We start from the raw sequence: 19716 nt of genomic DNA, 5'->3' as shown, positions 1-19716 counted from the left end.
CTAGTCACCTGTTGTGCTGCGATTTAAGCTCTTATAAGCTTTTCATAAATTGGCCAAATGCAGGCTCAGAGGATAATGTGGCTTGGCTGCCTTTGAGGCTAAAGTTATAACCACACAGTTTGAAGCTACCACGCATGGCAACATTGTTGATGAGCTTGGTATTATCCAGCGGTGAAAAGCGCGCTTCGGTGCCGCTATCTGCCATTAAATCAACGCTAATGGGCCTAAATTTACTGCCATCATTAAAGACTAATTCGGCGCAGCGTTTATCGCCTTGGGCTGTATCTAAACGCCAAATAGACTGGGCATCACCTTCATCACCTAACCAGCGTAACACTAAAACATCTTCTTGTAAGATAAGCCAAAAACCATCAGGCAGTTTTACTCGCGCAGTTTCATTGCTTGCTAATGGTTGCTCAATGGCTGCGGTTTCAACAGGTACAATTTCGGTTTTTTCTGTGCCAGTAAATAATAAGCTAATTAGATAGATAACTAGGCCAATTGCACACATAACCCCTATAGCTTTTGCCGCCATTATAAGTATTTTTTTATTATCTTGCGCCCACACTAACCAAGATTTAAGTAATTCTGTCATCGAACCTGACTCTAATGCGCCTCGGTCAACTCGGTAGCAGGGCTTTTCATCAGCTTGATACCTAGCCTCGTCTGTTTCGCTATTGTATCCAGCTGCATTATTTGCAGAATGGTTAAACGGATTAAGCTCAGACTCTTTATAAACGGTTTCGTGCTGATAACCAGGCTCATGGCCCAGTTCGTCATCAAAACTGTTGTTATCAAAGCTTTCAATATCAGAGTTTGCGCTATCAACGTTGGCAGCGTCAGGGCTTTCAGCCCTAAGACTGGTGTTATTGCCATGTCCAATGGTCGGTTCTTGACGCTGCCTTACTCTCTGAGCGCCTGCAACAGGTTTAGCATGTGGGCCTTGATAGCCCATAACATAAAAATTATTTCTGCGGTTTTGATTACGGCTATTGCTCTTGGGTGCTGAAAACCACGCAAAACCAGCGCTCACTATGGCCGCTAAAATAAAAATGGTCACTGACACAGCAACAGGAAAACTAAATGCAATAGAAAGGCTAAAAAATAACAATAACAAGGTTGGGATTGCCACCAAAGAGCTTGGCTTAGCTGCGTCTCGTAAACGGCGTAAGCTGCTTAAAGCACTAATGGGCAGCGCCACTACCCCTGCAATAATAGTGGTAACAGAATGAGCAAATAACAGCGCGATGATTAATACAAAAATCAAACAAGATAATTGCACAGCCAACACTCTTTGACCGTTATCTCGGCCTTGGCGACAAAATAAGGATGAAAATGACACAAGAAATCCCAATAATAAATAAACAGAAACTATATAAGCAGACTAAACAATTTCATCACTAAAGTCAGCGAAACCACTGCATTTGCCGCAAAATTAATTGTAAAAACATCAATCACAAACCATTTAGCGCCATTAACATTGCCAGTTCATTTTTTATTAACGAATATGACAAAATGAAATAGCCTTAGGTCTTTAAGCCTATGCATTAAACTAATCAATGTATTACTAAGGTTAGAAAAAAATCGCCGCTAATAACCACAGATTTATGCAGTTTTTTCCATCACAAATCTCGCAAATTGCCATGCTTTGAGTATAATACTCGCCCTGTAAAATAATCTGGTTGGAATTTGCACTATGAGCGCGAGAGGAAATCTATTTATTGTGTCTGCCCCAAGTGGCGCCGGTAAATCTTCGCTTATCTCTGCTTTATTAAAAGATAAGCCAAGCGACATGCAAGTGTCTGTATCACACACTACCCGTCAACCACGTCCTGGTGAAGTTAATGGTCAACATTATCACTTTGCCAGCGTTGAAGAATTTAAAGCGCTCATCGCTGATGAAGCTTTTTTTGAATGGGCAGAAGTGTTTGGTAACTATTACGGCACATCCCGCAAGGTCATTGAGCAAACATTAGCCAACGGTATTGATGTCTTTTTAGATATTGATTGGCAAGGCGCAGAGCAAGTTAAAAAGCTAATGCCTGAGGCCGTTGGGGTATTTATATTACCCCCTTCAAAAGCTGAGCTTGAACGCCGCCTAACTGGCCGAGGACAAGACAGCCAAGACGTGATTGACGGACGTATGGCTGAGGCTGTATCTGAGATGTCACACTATAAAGACGCTGATTATATTATTGTAAACGATGACTTTGATACCGCACTAGACGATCTGCGCGCGATCATTCGCAGCCAAAGATCAACCTGTGCTAGTCAGATCCATACTCATAATGGTATGATTAACGATCTGTTGGCAGACTAATTGTCATTAAGTACAATTTGTGTCACTTTTTCCCATAGATAACACTGGAGTTTCACCACATGGCTCGCGTAACTGTAGAAGACGCCGTACAACAAATCGGCAACCGTTTTGACATGATCCTGGTTGCAGCGCGTCGTGCACGCCAAATCGCTGTGCAAGGTAAAGACCCAATGGTTGAAGAGATGAATGATAAACCAACGGTTATCGCCCTGCGCGAAATCGAATTAGGTTTAGTCACATCTAACACATTAGACGCTGATGAGCGTCAAACTGTACGTGAACGCGAAGCAGCTGAAATTGCCGCTGTTGCAGCAATTGCTGAAGGCCGTTCACTTTAAGGAGTAGCGCCACTTGTATCTGTTTGAAGGTCTAAAGGAGTCTGCCTCTGGTTATTTAGAACCAGCGCAAGTAGAGTTACTCAAGCAGGCGTACATTGTTGCGCGTGATGCCCATGAAGGGCAAATGCGCACAAGTGGCGAGCCCTATATTACCCACCCCGTTGCGGTAGCCCGCATCGTTGCAGATATGCGTCTTGATCACGAGACGTTAATGGCTGCACTGCTTCACGACACCATCGAAGATACCCCAGTTACCAAAGAAGAACTCACTGAGCTATTTGGCGTAACCGTGGCTGAACTGGTCGAAGGCGTGTCTAAACTTGAAAAAATCAAGTTCCGCGATAAAAAAGAAGCCCAAGCTGAAAACTTCCGCAAGATGATGATGGCAATGACGCAAGATATTCGCGTTATTTTGATCAAACTTGCAGACAGAACGCATAACATGCGAACTTTGGGTGCATTACGTCCTGACAAACGTCGTCGTATTGCCCGTGAAACCTTAGAGATTTACGCACCGATTGCTAATCGTCTTGGTATTCACAATATCAAAAGCGAATTAGAAGATTTAGGTTTTCAAGCCTATTATCCGATGCGATATCGCGTTTTAAAAGAAGTCGTAAAAGCAGCCCGTGGTAATAGAAAAGAACTGATTAACAGTATTGAAACTGCCATAACCTCTCGCCTTGAAGATGCTGGAATTAACTGCAAGGTCAAAGGTCGTGAGAAAAACCTTTACTCAATTTACCTTAAAATGAGTAAAAAAGAACGGCAGTTTCAAGAAGTCATGGACATTTATGCCTTCAGAGTCATGGTCGATTCCATTGACACCTGTTACCGTGTATTAGGTGCCATGCATGGTCTTTATAAGCCTCATCCCGGTCGCTTTAAAGATTATATTGCCATTCCTAAAGCCAATGGTTATCAATCATTGCACACCTCATTATTTGGCCCCCATGCGGTTCCTGTTGAAGTACAAATACGTACTGAAGAAATGGACCTGATGGCGGACAAAGGGGTTGCTGCTCATTGGATGTATAAGAGCGGCACCAGTAGTTCACAACAAAGTACCACCCAAGTTCGCGCCCATAAGTGGATGCAAAGCTTGCTGGAGCTACAACAAAGCGCCAGTAGCTCATTTGAGTTTGTGGAAAATGTTAAAACTGAGCTATTCCCTGAAGAAATATACGTATTCACCCCAGAAGGCCGTATTTTAGAGCTGCCGGTGAATGCAACAGCGGTCGACTTTGCTTACGAAGTCCATACCGATGTGGGTAACACCTGTGTTGGCGCCCGTGTTAACCGTCAAGCTTATCCATTAAGTCAGCCGTTAATATCAGGCCAAACCGTTGAAATTATTACAGCTAAAGGCGCAAGACCTAATGCTGCATGGCTTAACTTTGTCGTAACAGGTAAAGCCCGCGGTAAAATTCGTCAAGTCTTGAAAAGTTTAACCAGTGACGATGCTGTGGCGCTCGGCAAACGGCTACTGAACCACGCATTAGGTGAAAACAAGCTTGATGACATCACCTTAGAGCAGCTTAAAAAAGTTATTGCTGAAACTAAGCATGACAATCTTGAATCGTTATTGGCTGATATCGGCCTAGGTAATGCCATGAGCATTGTGGTTGCCCAGCGCTTAATGGGTCACAAGCTCACCACTAAGAATGAAGATAGCGAAACCGAAGAGCACTTGATGCCAATTCGCGGCGCTGAAGGCATGTTGGTGACCTTCGCAAATTGCTGTCGTCCAATTCCAGGTGATGCTGTCATCGCCCATGTAAGCCCAGGCAAAGGCCTTGTGGTACACATGGAAAATTGCTCAAATATCCGTGGTTATCAAAGCGAGCCAGACAAATATATCCCAGTACATTGGGATAACGTTGAAGGTGAAAGCTATCAAGCCAATTTGCGAGTTGAAATTGTCAATCATCAAGGCGCACTGGCAAAAATCACCAGTATTATTGCTGCCGCCGGCTCAAATATTCATAACTTGAGCACTGAAGAGCGTGATGGCAGAGTCTATCTCATTAACCTGCGGATCTCAGTCGACGACCGTGTTCATTTGGCCAATGTTATGCGCCGCATTAGGGTATTACCTGAAGTCCTGCGCACCTCACGTAACCGCTAATAAATCAATCACGACTTCTGCACTGCAGAAGTCTTGCGCACCTGCCACAAACGTTAGTAATATTGATCCCCTAAATCCCTAAGTTAGATAACAGCTTAGGGATGACATCATTCATTTACTTGATCGCAGAGGGCGTCATGGCAGAAAAAATCATCATCGCAACCGATAAAGCTCCAACAGCAATTGGCACCTATTCTCAAGCTGTAAAAGTAGGTAGCACTGTTTACCTTTCAGGCCAAATCCCACTCGTACCAAGCACCATGGAAATGGTTAGCGATGATTTCTCTGAGCAGGTTGTACAGGTTTTCGAAAACTTAACCGCAGTATGTGATGCCGCTGGCGGCACTATGGCTGATATCGTTAAACTGAATATCTTTTTAACCGACTTATCTCACTTCGCTACCGTTAATGAAATCATGGCGCGCTACTTTACTCAACCTTATCCAGCACGTGCTGCAATCGGGGTAAAACAGCTGCCAAAAGGCTCATTAGTGGAAATGGATGGAATAATGGAGATCTAGCTCACAAACCGAGTTTTATCCTGAAGGGTGCCATTGGCACCCTTTTTTATTAGAGCTATTACTCAAGAGGTATTTAACTTTCAGTGAAACATGCTAGTTTATAAGTAGAAATTATCTCGTTAAGTTGTTCTCGCGTTTGCGAATAGGCTGATAAATAGCCATACTGAGATGATTGCATTAGCAAACTACAAATAAATGCATCCTACATTAAAAACAAAAAGAACATGGAATTGTCGATGGAAAATCTAATAAAAACGCCAGTAGAAATGTTATCTCATTGGGCTGAAACCCAAGGGGATGCCGTATATTTACGACAACCAATTAACGGCCAGTTTGTTGACTTCACATGGGGAGAAGTTCAGCAAAAGGTACAACAAATTGCAGGCGCATTACGCCACTTAGGTCTAGTACCGGGTGACAAAGTTGCTCTGCTTTCTAAAAACTGTGCCGAGTGGTTTATTACCGATCTTGCCCTTATGCACGGCGGCTACATCAGTGTGCCAATCTATCCCACTGCTAACGCTGAAATGATCCGCTATGTATTAGAACACAGTGGCGCTAAAGCTATCTTCACCGGAAAACTTGATTTTTGGGCCGACCAAGAAGCCGGTGTCGGCGGTGAAATCCTCCGTTTAGCTTTACCTTATGACACCATGCCAGCGCAATATCATTGGGAAAAACTGCTTGAGTTAGGGCAACCATTAGTGGATGCGCCTACGCCTAGTAGCGATCAAATGATGACGCTCATTTACACCTCGGGCTCTACTGGTAAACCAAAAGGCGCAATGCAAACCTTCGGCAGTTACGGCTGGACTTGTGAAGCGGTTGTGCGCGATTTAAAAACCAATACCACAGACAGATTATTATCCTACTTGCCTTTAGCGCACATTACTGAGCGGGTAGCGATTCAAGGATCGTCTTTTTACTCCGGCTCGTCGGTGGCGTTTGTAGAAAGTTTAGATTCTTTTGTGGCTGATGTGCAGCGATGCCGCCCGACGGTCTTTTTCTCGGTGCCGCGTTTATGGACCCTGTTTCAGCTCAATATTGTCAATAAAATTGGCCAAAGCAAGCTGGATTTATTGCTTAAAATCCCACTGGTTAGCGGCTTAGTTAAACGTAAAATCCAAAAAGGTTTAGGCTTAGAGCATTGCCGTTTATTAGGTTCAGGATCAGCCCCCATCCCACCATCTCAATTAGAGTGGTACAACAAAATCGGCATGAATATTTCAGAAGCCTGGGGCATGACCGAAAACTGTGCTTACTCAATTATTAACTTCCCATTTAATGCCTCAAAAATTGGTAGCGTGGGTCGCCCTGTTGAAGGCTGCCAAGTTCGCCGCACCGATGAAGGTGAGTTAATGGTTAAGAGCCCAGGTTTGATGACAGGTTATTACAAGCAAGAAGAAGCCACAGCAGCATGCTTTGATGCTGATGGATTTTTCCATACGGGTGACTTATGTGAAATCGATGAAGATGGCTACATTTCTATCACTGGCCGCGTTAAAGATAACTTTAAAACCTCTAAAGGTAAGTATGTGGCGCCGGTGCCTATTGAGCGTAAAATAGCCCAAGATCCGCACATTGAGCTACTTTGTGTCATTGGCTCAGGCTTACCGCACCCGATCACCTTAGTGCAATTATCTGAAGGCTCAGCCTTGCAAGCCCGCGAAGAAGTGCGCGCGTCACTGAAAGCGACCCTAGATGGAGTTAACCCGCACCTTGAGTCCCATGAAGTTGTGGATGCCATTGTCGTAGTGACAGAGCCTTGGACCATTGAAAATGATGCCCTAACCCCTACACTTAAAATTAAGCGTCATGTGTTAGAAAAGCAGTTCAGTGCCAAAGTTGACGGTATTCGCGGCGCTAAAGTGTGCTGGGAAGACGAGATTTAGCACCACAGTAATTCGCTTCAATATATTGGCCGCCTAAGCTTTAACAAGCCGGCGGCTTTTTTATCAATGACATTTGTCACCTCAAACTGGTGACGTTTGTGTCTGCCCTGTGCAAGCCCTTTGTTAGATACTAACTCCGTAGCAACACACCTTAAATGCAATAAACGGAGTTAATCATGACATCACTAATCTTAAAATCTCTTATCTCAAAATCAACCGTCATGGCGGTAACACTGACGTTAGTCAGTAGTGCTAGCAATGCCGATATCGGCGCTATCGATATGGCAGCCAACACAATGGATCTACAACAGCTAAAGGTTCTCAGCGAACAATCTGTGGATTATGAACACGCCTATGCACAATATCGCACCGCCATTACAGCCAATATTAGCGGTCTGCGCGGAGTGGCTAAAAAAGCCCTGAATGAGGCACAGTCGACACTTGAAACTGTATTGAGCCGTGAAGACGATGCTGAGTCAATGGCGCTACTGGCGTCTGTTTACGGTATGCAAATCGCCAATGACTCAAGCAAAGGACAATCTCTGGGAATGAAGGTAAGTGCTTTACTGGCTCAAGCAGAACAACTCAGCCCTGAAAATCCCCGTATTGCGTTAGTCAGAGCAATGAGCGCCTTTTATACTCCCGCTCAATATGGCGGCGGTATGGATAAGGCTGAGCAATATGCCACTGATGCGATTCGTTTTTATGAACAGCCATGTGTTGATATCTGCTGGGGGCATACTGAAGCGTACACCTGGCGCGGAATCGCTAAGCAAGAATTAGGTCGTCAAAAAGAAGCAATTAATGATTGGCAACACGCTGTAGAAATTGATCCTAATTACGCTTGGGCAAATTTTTTACTTAAACAACAAGCGCGTTAATCCGATGCTGCTGAAGCTAGCTACTGCAGACATACACATTATGACTCGGTTGCAGTATGCTAACTTCGCAAGGAGGCTTCATGTCTAATATCAATACAAAACACTCGGTCAATAGTAGCAACACTCGCGTTCACCCAGAAAAAGCCTATCGACAAAAAACAGCTTGGGTATATCTGCTCAATCTGATTTTTTACTTTATTCCACTTTGGTTTATGCGGGATGATTGGGCTCGGGTCGGTGTCAGCTTGTTACTCATATTTCCCTTCTTATATGGGTACTTTTGGGCTTACAAAAGCTCAGCCGCTCAAGGGAAATATCCTATTGCTTTAATGCTCATCACTGCGAGCATTGCCACCATATTTACCAGCGGCTCCATTTCATTTTTCAGTTTTGCCGGTTTTTTTATTGGTTTTTTCTATTCACTGCGCACCGCCATTATTAGCTTTATTCTTATCAGTACTTGGCTGTGGCTACTTAATTACATCGTGGGCTATGAAGCTTACTATTTTCCGCTATACGGTATGTTAATCACCTTTGTGGTGGGGCTATTTGGCGTGGTTGAGCATAACAATGAACGCATCAGGCGCCAACAAAGACAATCAAATGATGAAATCGCTAACTTAGCAACGGCACTGGAGCGTGAACGTATTGCGCGCGATTTACATGACATCATGGGGCACAATTTATCTTCCATTGCACTGAAAGCACAACTCGCCGAAAAACTGGTTGAAGCAGGAAAGCTTGCTGTTGCAAAACAGCATTTACAGGAACTTGCTGATATCGCCAGAAACAGCTTAACTGAAATTCGCCAAACGGTTTCTAATTACAAACATAAAGGCTTACAAGATACGGTCAATCAACTATGCAGTTTATTAAGACAAAAAGAAATTGAAGTACATCTCGAGGGTAAATTACCACCATTAACACCTTTGCAAGAAACTCAACTAGGGCTAATGTTGACAGAATTAGTTAATAATATGCTCAAACATAGCCAAGCCAGTCAATGTGTATGGTGCTTTAACACCTTAGATAAGCAGCTTATTGTTAGCCTAAGTGACAATGCTAACACCAAAGTTATTAAAGAAGGTAATGGCTTAAAAGGCATTAGAGAGCGAGTGAACTTATTGGGCGGCAAGTTTAGTTATCATATTAACGATGGCTACCGTTTTAGCATCAGTTTGCCCCTTGAAGTAGAGCAAGTCAGTGAACCTAAAGTTGACAACGACACGGAACAGCCTTAATGAAGATTTTATTAGCAGAAGATCAAGCCATGGTGCGCGGGGCATTATCAGCCCTACTTACCCTTGCCAAAGATGAACTCGGTGAAGTCGATATCACAGAAGCAGAAGATGGTAACCAAGCCATGGCAATGCTTAAAGAGCAGCATTTTGATTTGCTGCTCAGTGATATTGAAATGCCCGGTCACAGCGGCGTTGAGCTGGCTCAGTGGCTCGCAGCATATCAAGCCGAGGCTGCAACAATGCAACCTAAAACTAAAATCATCATCTTAACCACTTTTGGCCGCGTAGGTTACATCAAAAGAGCACTCAGTTGTGGCGTCGAGGGATTTTTGCTAAAAGATGCGCCATCAGAAAGTCTAGTCAACGCTATTAAACAGGTGATGGCAGGTAAAAAAATTATCGATCCAGAGCTGGCGATCAGCGCCATTGGTGATATTGACCCACTCAATGATAAAGAAAGAAAAGCGCTACGATTAGCCAGTGATGGCTTATCAACCAGTGATATCGCCGCCCAGTTATTTATCGCCGAAGGTACTGTGCGGAATTACCTTTCTGAAGCGATCTCCAAGCTCAATGCCACCAATCGCATAGATGCGGCGCGAATAGCTAAACAAAAAGGCTGGTTATAGAGGCAGTTAAGCCTGATATCTGGATTAATATTGCCTTGTATTAAAACTCTGCTAAGATAAGCCATAACATCTGTATATATTTACAGTACTATCATTGCTAACAAGCATCAGGGCGATAAAGTTGACTGTATAACTCTTTGGATAACTGTCAAAGTTAACCCCAAAGTGAATGACTCACTTTAATCAGCGAGCTTTACAATATCAACAAAGTCTAAGTGATGAAGTCTGTGGTCAACTCAATAGATAAAGGCATGCTAGATTTGCAACCATTGGATCAGGTACCGATTACCGACTTAAAAGGCGTCGCTAAAAAAGCCGCTGAAAAGCTGGCAAAGCTTGGCATTAAGACAGTGCAAGATGTACTGTTTCATTTGCCGCTGCGCTATGAAGACCGCACCCAAATCTATCCCATCAATGCTCTTTATCCCGCGATGTACGCCACAGTTGAAGCTGAAATCATCTCAACCCAAATTGTGCCGGGTCGCAGACGTATGCTGACCTGCAATATTGCCGACGAAAGTGGTTACCTCACATTGCGGTTTTTTAACTTCTCGGTTGCCCAGCGAAATGGCATGCAAAACGGCGCGATAATTCGGGCCTATGGTGAAATCAAGCGCGGCAACCGCCATTTTGAGATAATCCACCCAGAATACAAAATCATTAAAGCTGGCGAAAACCCAGCCCTGAGTGATTCACTGACCCCTATTTATCCTTCGACTGAAGGATTAAAACAAGCCAGTTGGATTAAGCTCACCGAGCAGGCACTAACTATGCTCAATCAAGGTGGCTTAACAGAGTTACTACCACCAGCCCTGCAACCCAACAATATGAGCATTGGTCAGGCATTATCCTTAATCCATCGACCGCCCAATAACATCGCCCAAGCCGATTTAGAGCAAGGCATGCACCCCGCTCAGCAGCGCTTAGTCCAAGAAGAGTTACTGGCCCATAACTTAAGTATGCTGCAATTACGTCAGCGCAATAACCTTGATAAAGCGGTGACTTTACCCGCCACCGGCCAGCTATTAAATCCATTTTTAAAAGCCTTACCTTTTAAGCCAACAGGGGCCCAGCAACGAGTCGTAGCTGATATCGGTATTGATATTGAAAAGCCCACACCTATGATGCGCTTAGTGCAAGGGGATGTGGGCTCGGGTAAAACCTTAGTGGCCGCCTTAGCAGCCCTGCAAGCCATTGAAAATGGTTATCAGGTGGCGATGATGGCACCGACGGAATTATTAGCAGAGCAACACGCAGTCAACTTTGCCGCCTGGTTTGAACCATTAGGGCTAAAAGTGGGCTGGTTAGCAGGCAAGTTAAAAGGCAAAGCCAGAACACAATCATTGGCTGATATCGCCGATGGCAGCGCCAACATGGTAATTGGCACCCATGCTATTTTCCAAGAGCAGGTCAGTTTTAATAAGCTCGCGTTAATCATTATTGATGAACAACACCGTTTTGGGGTCCATCAACGCTTAGGATTACGCGAAAAAGGCGTCAGCCAAGGCTTTCATCCGCATCAATTAATAATGACAGCTACGCCAATTCCGCGCACGTTAGCGATGACGGCTTATGCTGATTTAGAAACCTCTATCATTGATGAGTTACCGCCAGGAAGAACCCCTGTTACCACGGTTGCCATTAGCGATAATCGCCGCGAACAAATCATCGAGCGGGTAAAACAAGCCGCGCTAAATGATAATCGGCAGATTTATTGGGTTTGTACTCTCATTGAAGAATCTGAAGTTCTTGAGTGCCAAGCCGCTGAAGATACCGCTGCAGAATTAAGCCAATTACTACCCGAATTAAAGGTTGGCTTAGTGCACGGACGTATGAAAAGTGCAGAAAAACAGCAAATAATGGCCCAATTTAAGGCGGGTGAACTACATTTATTAGTGGCAACAACGGTTATTGAAGTGGGAGTCGATGTGCCTAATGCCAGTTTAATGATTATTGAAAACCCTGAGCGGTTAGGCTTGGCGCAATTGCATCAGTTACGTGGCCGAGTAGGCCGAGGCTCTATTGCCAGCCACTGCGTGTTATTGTACAAAGCACCGTTATCACAAACTGCCACCAAACGTTTAGGAGTACTAAGGGCCAGTAACGATGGCTTTGTTATTGCCCAAAAAGACTTAGAAATAAGAGGCCCAGGTGAAGTACTCGGTACCCGCCAAACCGGCTTGGCAGAAATGAAAATCGCTGATTTAGTCAGGGATCAATATCTGATTGAAAACACACAAAAATTAGCGGCCCATGTTATGCAACAAGTGCCACAAAATGTAGACAGCATTGTTCAACGTTGGTTAGGGGATCGCCAGCAATACGTACAAGCATAAATTATTGTTAACCTTGGCTATTATTACTAGACAAGTGTTGAGATTATTGCAGAATGAAAATAAGGTTTAAGCCTTATATGCCACCAAATGAAAATGTAACAAATTCAATGATATTGGTTCCCTTTCGACGTTTAAAGCTAAGGAATAGACATGCAAGTCAATCAAAATGATAGAGCCACACCGCACTCAAGTCGCGCCAGTGGTAGTAACGCGGGTGTGATTGGTATCACCATTGCGGTTTTACTGGCTGGTGCAGGCTATTTCTACTTCTCGGCCGATAAAGCGCCTGAAGTCGAAGCGCCAATACCTGTGCAACTACCAGAGCCTGTGCCTGAACAACCTATTGAGCAAGAGCCTATTGAAGAAGTGATAGTGGAAGTTATTGAACCCACTATTATTGAAGCTCCAGAGCCTGAAGTAGTAGAGCCCTTACCTACACTGATTGAAAGTGATGACTTTGTCGCCCAGAAAACGGTTGAGATGGCTGATGGGATGAAAATCGAGCCACTACTTGTTAAAAAAGACATTGCCCGCCAGTTTGTGGTATTTGTCGATAATATGGCCCAAGGTGAAGTGATCCGTAAAGCCAGCCCACTGAAAGGCCCTAAAGATAAATTCACCGTCAGTGAAATCACTAACAAAACCTATTTAAACCCTGACAGTTACCATCGTTATGACCTGTACGCCAACATGGTGTCAGATATGAATGACGAGCAGTTAATCAACACTTATAAAGAACTCATGCCAATATTTGACGAAGCTTTTGCAGAGCTAGGTTATAGCGATATGTCATTTGACGAGCGCATGCAGCAAGCCTTTGAGATGATCTTATCAGCGCCGATTATTGAAGACCCGATTGAATTAAGTTCTATCAGTGTCAATTATCAGTTTGTCGACCCTAAACTAGAAGCACTGCCAAATGTGCAAAAATTTATGGTACGTATGGGACCTGAAAATAGCCGTAAAATTAAAACGGCAATTAGAAAACTTCAGCAGCAAATGGCCAACTAATTTAAGGCTGAGTAATAACCAGAGCCAACTTCTGATAGCTGATTATTGAACAAGCCATTTTTATGGTTTGTTGATACTTGCGTTACCGGAAGAGCTTTGAGCATTTTAATAGCGACATTTATGTCGCTATTTTTATTTTTGCGGACTTAAACGCTTTATTATTTTCATATAATCACGGTACAATCAGGCCGAATTTAATAACAATAATCTAATAAAATTTATTCACTCAGCTAGGGATAGCCGCAGCATATCAGAGGCAATGCAGTGCAATTAGTATTTGATATTCTTTCATGGGGCGCTTGGTCGCAAGACTTTCAAGATAAAGAAAGTTGGAGCGACGAGGATAAGTGCGCCGCTGAATCGCCCCCCCTCCCAGAGCTGGCAATCAATACTGCCAATCTAAAAACCAGCACCATTTCACCAGCTTTACCGCAGGTGCCTGCAATGCAGCGCCGCCGTTTTAGCCGCTTAACTAAAATGATGTTAACTGCAGCTTATCAATGCGCGCCTGCTGACAACTGTCGCAGTGTTTTTGCCTCTCGTCACGGCGAACTGACTCGCACCCTTGGCTTATTGCAAGATATCGTCATTAAAGAGCCACTCTCACCCTTAGCTTTTAGCCAGTCTGTGCACAATACTGCCAGTGGCATTTATGGCATTGTCACCGGCAACACCGCCGCCTCGACCTCGATTGCCGCAGGGGAAGAAACCTTAGCTCAAGCCATGGTTGAAGTTTTTGCTCAGCTAGCAGAAAACCCAGAACCAATTTTAATGGTATTTGCTGATGACCCTGTGCCGCCGATATACAATCAATACACCCATGAAGCTGAACTACCGCTTGCTATGGGACTTTATTTAGCACCTGCGCAGAGCAGCGCTAATAAGGTTGCTCAGCTAACACTCACAAGCAATCAAAGGCTTGATCCCAGTGCAGACACCATTAGCTCCATCCAGCTAATCAAGGCCATCGCTTCTGGACAAGGTTTATCGGGTCAGCAGTGCCAATATCATTGGCACCTAACGAGCCAAAGTAGCCAATAACATGGATGATGGTCAGCAAACACACCCCATCGTGCCTGCAAAACGGCTCAGCGGCTTGGGTTATGTGCCTCGCTGGATAGCTGGCGTGCTATGTTATATCGCCTTTGGTTTAGGTGGATTACTTAGCTCTATCACTATTTTACCGTTACTGCGTTTTTGGCCGGGCACCAAGCAACAACGTATCGCCCGAGTACAACAAGCCGTACATACCATGTTTAATGGCTTTGTGTGGATGCTTACCCAAGCAGGGGTGATTAAACTAACAACCAAAAATATTCAAGCACTCACTGATGCTAAAGGGGTATTGGTCATCGCCAACCATCCAACCTTGGTTGATGTAGTGGTGCTGATTAGTTTAATGCCCAATGCGGGTTGTATTGTGAAAAACACCTTATGGCGCAACCCATTTATCCGCGGGGTGCTGGCTTCTGCAGGTTATATTCCCAATCGCGGTGCAGAATTGTTACTGCAAGATTGTCAGCAAGTATTAGATAGTGAGACGAATTTAATTATTTTTCCTGAAGGCACGCGCACTGTGGTTGGCCAAAAAATTAATCCCTTTGCTCGCGGCGCAGCCAACATTGCCATTCGTACCAAAACCGATATTATTCCCGTTTCGTTGCACATTGATGTAGCGGGGCTAACAAAGCAACAAGCTTGGTACCAGATCCCAAGACAAACCATAAATATGTCAGTAGAAATTGGCGCAGTATTTGACCCGCTGATGTATGATAATCATCAAAGTAGTGAAGCCAAATTGGCAAGAGTGCTAACCCGCGATTTAGAGCAGTATTATCAGCAGCACTTAATCGCATTAGCAGCCAATGATGGCTTGATTAAAGTTCAATAAAACCAATCTAGATTAGAATAACTATGACTTTACACAACGAAATTAAACAACTCATCATCGACTGTCTCGACTTAGAGGATGTCAGTATTGATGATATTGAAACCGATGCCGCACTATTTGGTGAAGGCTTAGGTTTAGATTCTATTGATGCCCTTGAATTGGGTTTAGCAATTAAAAAGCAATTTGATATTAAAATCGAAGCGAACTCTGAAGCCACTAAAGCACACTTTTTCAGTGTGGCAAGTTTAGCGAGCTTTATTGAATCACAACGTTCTTAAGGAGTTATCATGGAAAATCGTGATCAAATTCTTGAGATGTTAACCCAAATTCTTGTGGATGAATTTGAAATTGATGCCGACGATATTACGCTTGATGCATCACTGTATGAAGCACTTGATTTAGACAGTATCGATGCGGTTGATTTAGTGATAAAACTGCAGCAAATGACGGGTAAAAAGATCCAGCCAGAGCAATTTAAAACCGTGCGCACCGTTGCTGATGTAGTCAACGCTATTGAAGGGTTGATGAAAGACTAATGCTATTACTGCAAATCATCACCGCTATTGCGTTAGTTTGCTACCCCTTAGCGGTCTATTTTGGTTTGCAATTTTTGCCTCCAGGTTCAATAGCATTACTGCTGTGCATCATACTGATTGCTCGATTAGTGCTAAATAAACAACAGCTCGCCTCTATGGCGTTGCCGTTAATTGTCGGTATTGGGTTAACCGCAGCCAGCTTTATTGCCAAGCGCAATGATTGGCTGCTGTATTATCCTGTGGTGATTAATTTAACCATGCTAGGACTGTTTAGCTACTCGCTAAAAAAAGGCCCTAGTATGATTGAACGACTCGCAAGGTTAAAAGAGCCGGACTTGCCCGATGCTGCCATTGGTTATTTGAACAAAGTCACCCTACTTTGGTGTGGTTTGTTTGTGTTAAATGGCTCAGTGGCATTGTATACGGCACGGTTTTCCACGTTAGAATTGTGGACCCTTTACAATGGTTTAATTGCTTATCTTCTTATGGGTATATTGCTTGGTGGAGAGTGGCTCTATCGCACATTTTGGTTGAAAAAACATGAATAACTTGCTGATTAACTGGTTACACACTGGCCCAAAAACGCAACAAGTAATAAGTTTCAATCACCATGACATAGTAACAGGTCAGCTGTTTATATCTCATGTGGCGCATTTACATGCACAGCTAACAGCCAGCCCGTTAAAACGCTGGCTGCTGACGGCTGAAACCAGTGATTTATTTGCTGCTGGAATGTGCGCAGCATTGCTAGCGAATAAGCAAGTGGTGTTGCCAGCAAATATTCAAGAAGGCACCCTAACTGAGCTCAACCATACCTTTGATGGCATAATTGCTGATCAGCCATTATCTGAAGCTAAGCAATTTATCTTACTGAAAAAAGAGCTCGGTTTAGCGCCTCAGTCTTGGCCGCAAGCTGATAAATTAGGTGAGCTAGTGTTATTCACCTCTGGCAGTAGTGGTCTGCCAAAAGCCATTAAAAAATCTATTGAACAACTTGATACGGAAGTAAGCATATTAGAACAAACATTCGCAGCAAGATTACCCCAATGTAGCGTTATTTCCACCGTATCTCATCAGCATATCTACGGTTTATTGTTCAAGATCCTCTGGCCGTTAGCGGCAAGCAGACCCTTTTTAAGTGACTTGGTGGAATACCCTGAAACCTTAAGTTACTACATTGCACTCATGCCCAACCTCTGTTTAGTTAGCAGCCCAGCGCAGTTATCACGATTACCTGAAGCATTAGAGTTTGAACAACAACAAATGGCGCCGAGCTTAATTTTTAGCTCAGGTGGCCCTCTCAGTTATGACGCCGCTCAGCATATTCATACCTGTTACGGCCAATTGCCTATTGAAGTATTTGGTAGCACAGAAACCGGCGGCATTGCTTATCGCCGACAACTCGAAGTTGACCGTACCTGGCTACCTTTTAGTCCGTTAACCATTGCCGCAGATGCTGAAGATGGCGCATTGCTGCTCAAATCGCCCTACTTACCTTGCGCTACTGAATGGCTCAAGTGCGATGATAAAATTGAACTGCAAACCGATGGCCGCTTTCGTTTATTACAACGCCTCGATCGCATCGTTAAAGTGGAAGAAAAACGCTTATCGTTAGCCCACATGGAGAGCTTATTGTGTGCCCATCCTTTTGTGGAAGAAGCTGCGGTTATTCAGCTTACTGAGCCCAGAGTCATGCTTGGCGCGGCAATGACCTTATCCACTGCAGGCTTAGAACAATTAAGCCAACACGGTAAGTTAAGCCTCAACAACCAATTAAAAAAACACTTACTCAGCCAATTTGAACGGGTCACATTGCCAAGACGTTGGCGCTACCCAAATGCCTTACCTACCAATAGCCAAGGCAAGCGAATACATACGGATTTATTAGCAGTTTTCAATGAAGATTAAATCAACGTTACCTCAAATTATTAGTCAAACAAGCACAGATGACGGCATCAGCTGGCAGCTTTTTGTTGCAGCCGAACTCGATTTTTTTAAAGGCCACTTTGACGAGCAACCGGTATTACCCGGTGTCACCCAACTGGATTGGGCTATTCAACTTGGCAGTAACGCATTCGGCTATGAGCCTACTGTGGCGACCCTAGAAGTACTAAAATTTCAGCAATTATTATTGCCAAACAGTCATGTAGAACTGTTTATTAGCCATAACGCTGCCAAAGCCAAACTGACGTTTGTTTATCGCGATGCTGATAAGCGTTTTGCCTCTGGCAGAATTGCTTTTGATACGTCGAAAATCAAGCCGCGGCTTCATTCAGAAAAGGATAGTTAACTATGAAACTAGCTATCATTATCCCCAATTACAATCATCAACAAGCCATTGCTGACACCCTAGTTTCACTAGAATCATCCGGGCTACACTGTTATTTAATCAATGATGGCAGTAACGATGAAACACGATACTTATTACAAGAATTGGCGGATAAATATGATTGGGTCAGTTTGATCCATCATCCATTTAACCGTGGCAAAGGCGCCGCTGTGACCACGGGTTTACGAGTCGCTTTTAAAGAGGGTTACAGCCACGCATTGCAAGTCGATGCAGATGGTCAGCACTGCCTTGATGATATTCCCGCAATGATCGATGCTGCCACACAGCAGCCTTTGGCACTCATATCCGGTAAGCCTCAGTACGATGAATCAGTCCCTAAGGGGCGGTTATATGGCCGCTATATCACCCACTTTTGGGTGTGGATTGAAACCTTAAGCTTTGATATTCAAGATTCCATGTGTGGTTTTCGGGTCTACCCACTTGCAGCAACCGAGCAATTGTTTCGTGAGCAGGCCTTAGGTGAGCGCATGGACTTTGATATTGAAATTATGGTCAAAATGCACTGGCAAGGCGTACCTGTGGTCCATATTCCTACTAACGTTATTTACCCTGAAGACGGCATTAGTCACTTCCAAGGCTTTAAAGATAATGTGCGTATTTCAGCCATGCACACAGGATTATTTTTCGGCATGCTCAAACGTTTGCCAACCATATTGGCAAAAAAAAACACCCATAAACACTGGTCAGCAATGAGTGAGCGAGGCAGTTATTGGGGCATTAAATTACTGGCTGATAGCTATCGTTTAGGTGGCCATTGGCTATGCCGCGCCATCATGTATCCGGTTATTTGCTACTTCTTTTTAACTGGGGTAACCGCACGTAATGCGTCTTTAGACTTTTTACGTCGCGTTAAACAGCAACACCCTGAGCAAGCTTTATTGTCAGAGCCTGTGACTTGGCGAGATAGCCTAAAACACTTTTTTGCCTTTGGTAATGCTGCACTAGATAGAATAGATGCCTGGTGCGATCGCATTAAATTATCCCATGTCGACTTTGCTGACAGACATGTTTTAGCAGACCAATTAGCCACTGGCCAAGGGGCTGTGCTACTGGTATCTCATTTGGGTAATTTAGAGTTGTGCCGTGCGATTTCAATCCACCAGCAACAAGTGAAAGTGAATGTCATGGTACTAACTAGCCATGCAGAAAATTTCAATAAGGTGCTCAAACAGCTTAACCCCAGCAGCAGCTTAAACTTAATCCAAGTGGACGAGCTAGGCCCTAGCACAGCAGTGTTATTACAAGAAAAGATTGCCGCTGGAGAGTTAGTGGTTATCGCCGCCGATCGCACCTCATCTGATACTGCAGGGAGAGTCATTTACAGTGATTTTATTGGTCAGCAGGCCGCCTTTCCCCAAGGGCCTTTTATTCTGGCCGGCTTATTAGATTGCCCAGTTTATACCATGTTCTGCTTACAAGAAGATGGTCGCTATCATGTCCATGTAGAACATTTATCAAATAGCTTAAAAGGCCCACGAGCAGGGCGCACCGAACGATTAACCGATGCCGTTGTTGAATACAGTCGCCGTTTAGCACATTTTGCGAGCCAACAACCATTACAGTGGTTTAATTTTTATGATTTTTGGCGCAACGATGAGCAATCACAACGTAGCCAGTCACATTCCAAGCAGGGGCAGTAATT

19 protein-coding genes are annotated in these 19716 nt (G+C 44.0%); 18 read left to right on the top strand and 1 reads right to left on the bottom strand.

Annotation, left to right across the window (positions count from 1 at the left end; genetic code table 11):
* Positions 1–31: 31 nt before the first annotated feature.
* Entirely contained in the window at positions 32–1342 is a 1311-nt protein-coding gene (locus tag Q4533_RS05545) for a hypothetical protein (RefSeq protein ID WP_303502239.1), read from the bottom strand.
* A gap of 354 nt (positions 1343–1696) precedes the next feature.
* Here Q4533_RS05545 and gmk point away from each other — a divergent pair, with 354 nt between their 5' ends.
* From gmk to Q4533_RS05455, 18 genes are all read left to right on the top strand, one after another.
* Positions 1697–2320, top strand: a complete 624-nt coding sequence (gmk, locus tag Q4533_RS05540; protein WP_102476572.1) for a guanylate kinase — start codon at positions 1697–1699, stop codon at positions 2318–2320.
* 59 nt (positions 2321–2379) lie between these two features.
* Positions 2380–2658: a DNA-directed RNA polymerase subunit omega gene (rpoZ, locus tag Q4533_RS05535; RefSeq protein ID WP_076538077.1), complete on the top strand. Its 279-nt coding sequence runs from the start codon at positions 2380–2382 to the stop codon at positions 2656–2658.
* Between the two features lie 13 nt (positions 2659–2671).
* Positions 2672–4786, top strand: a complete 2115-nt coding sequence (gene spoT, locus Q4533_RS05530; protein ID WP_303412455.1) for a bifunctional GTP diphosphokinase/guanosine-3',5'-bis pyrophosphate 3'-pyrophosphohydrolase — start codon at positions 2672–2674, stop codon at positions 4784–4786.
* 137 nt (positions 4787–4923) lie between these two features.
* Positions 4924–5307, top strand: coding sequence for a RidA family protein (locus tag Q4533_RS05525; protein ID WP_076538417.1), 384 nt, complete (start codon positions 4924–4926; stop codon positions 5305–5307).
* 236 nt (positions 5308–5543) lie between these two features.
* Complete coding sequence (locus Q4533_RS05520) at positions 5544–7199, top strand: AMP-binding protein (protein ID WP_076538083.1); 1656 nt, start codon at positions 5544–5546, stop codon at positions 7197–7199.
* A gap of 176 nt (positions 7200–7375) precedes the next feature.
* Positions 7376–8080, top strand: a complete 705-nt coding sequence (locus Q4533_RS05515) for a hypothetical protein (RefSeq protein ID WP_303502235.1) — start codon at positions 7376–7378, stop codon at positions 8078–8080.
* Positions 8081–8160: 80 nt separating this feature from the next.
* Positions 8161–9321, top strand: coding sequence for a sensor histidine kinase (locus tag Q4533_RS05510; RefSeq protein WP_368389873.1), 1161 nt, complete (start codon positions 8161–8163; stop codon positions 9319–9321).
* Complete coding sequence (locus Q4533_RS05505) at positions 9321–9950, top strand: DNA-binding response regulator (protein ID WP_102439859.1); 630 nt, start codon at positions 9321–9323, stop codon at positions 9948–9950. The genes Q4533_RS05510 and Q4533_RS05505 overlap by 1 nt, the downstream gene beginning before the upstream one ends.
* A gap of 260 nt (positions 9951–10210) precedes the next feature.
* A complete protein-coding gene (recG, locus tag Q4533_RS05500; RefSeq protein WP_102439867.1) occupies positions 10211–12286 on the top strand; it encodes an ATP-dependent DNA helicase RecG in 2076 nt (691 codons plus the stop codon).
* 150 nt (positions 12287–12436) lie between these two features.
* On the top strand, positions 12437–13297 hold the full coding sequence (locus tag Q4533_RS05495; protein WP_102520350.1) for a DUF3014 domain-containing protein: 861 nt from the start codon (positions 12437–12439) through the stop codon (positions 13295–13297).
* Positions 13298–13561: 264 nt separating this feature from the next.
* Positions 13562–14338, top strand: coding sequence for a beta-ketoacyl synthase chain length factor (locus Q4533_RS05490; RefSeq protein WP_303412449.1), 777 nt, complete (start codon positions 13562–13564; stop codon positions 14336–14338).
* Position 14339: 1 nt separating this feature from the next.
* A complete protein-coding gene (locus Q4533_RS05485) occupies positions 14340–15188 on the top strand; it encodes a 1-acyl-sn-glycerol-3-phosphate acyltransferase (RefSeq protein WP_303412447.1) in 849 nt (282 codons plus the stop codon).
* Positions 15189–15211: 23 nt separating this feature from the next.
* The gene (locus Q4533_RS05480) at positions 15212–15466 is read left to right on the top strand and encodes a phosphopantetheine-binding protein (RefSeq protein ID WP_303412445.1); all 255 of its coding nucleotides are present in this window, start codon (positions 15212–15214) and stop codon (positions 15464–15466) included.
* A 9-nt stretch (positions 15467–15475) separates the two neighbouring features.
* Complete coding sequence (locus Q4533_RS05475) at positions 15476–15724, top strand: acyl carrier protein (protein WP_303502232.1); 249 nt, start codon at positions 15476–15478, stop codon at positions 15722–15724.
* A complete protein-coding gene (locus tag Q4533_RS05470) occupies positions 15724–16272 on the top strand; it encodes a hypothetical protein (RefSeq protein ID WP_303412441.1) in 549 nt (182 codons plus the stop codon). The genes Q4533_RS05475 and Q4533_RS05470 overlap by 1 nt, the downstream gene beginning before the upstream one ends.
* Positions 16265–17632: an AMP-binding protein gene (locus Q4533_RS05465; protein WP_303502230.1), complete on the top strand. Its 1368-nt coding sequence runs from the start codon at positions 16265–16267 to the stop codon at positions 17630–17632. The genes Q4533_RS05470 and Q4533_RS05465 overlap by 8 nt, the downstream gene beginning before the upstream one ends.
* Positions 17622–18014: a thioester dehydrase gene (locus Q4533_RS05460; protein WP_303412438.1), complete on the top strand. Its 393-nt coding sequence runs from the start codon at positions 17622–17624 to the stop codon at positions 18012–18014. The genes Q4533_RS05465 and Q4533_RS05460 overlap by 11 nt, the downstream gene beginning before the upstream one ends.
* Before the next feature lie 2 nt (positions 18015–18016).
* A complete protein-coding gene (locus tag Q4533_RS05455; protein WP_303502227.1) occupies positions 18017–19714 on the top strand; it encodes a glycosyltransferase in 1698 nt (565 codons plus the stop codon).
* Positions 19715–19716 lie beyond the last annotated feature (2 nt).

This window comes from Shewanella sp. 6_MG-2023 (assembly GCF_030547195.1).
In the GTDB taxonomy this organism is placed as follows: Bacteria; Pseudomonadota; Gammaproteobacteria; order Enterobacterales; family Shewanellaceae; genus Shewanella.
Note: the sequence above shows the minus strand (reverse complement) of the source record. Positions and strands in the feature narration are given on the sequence as shown.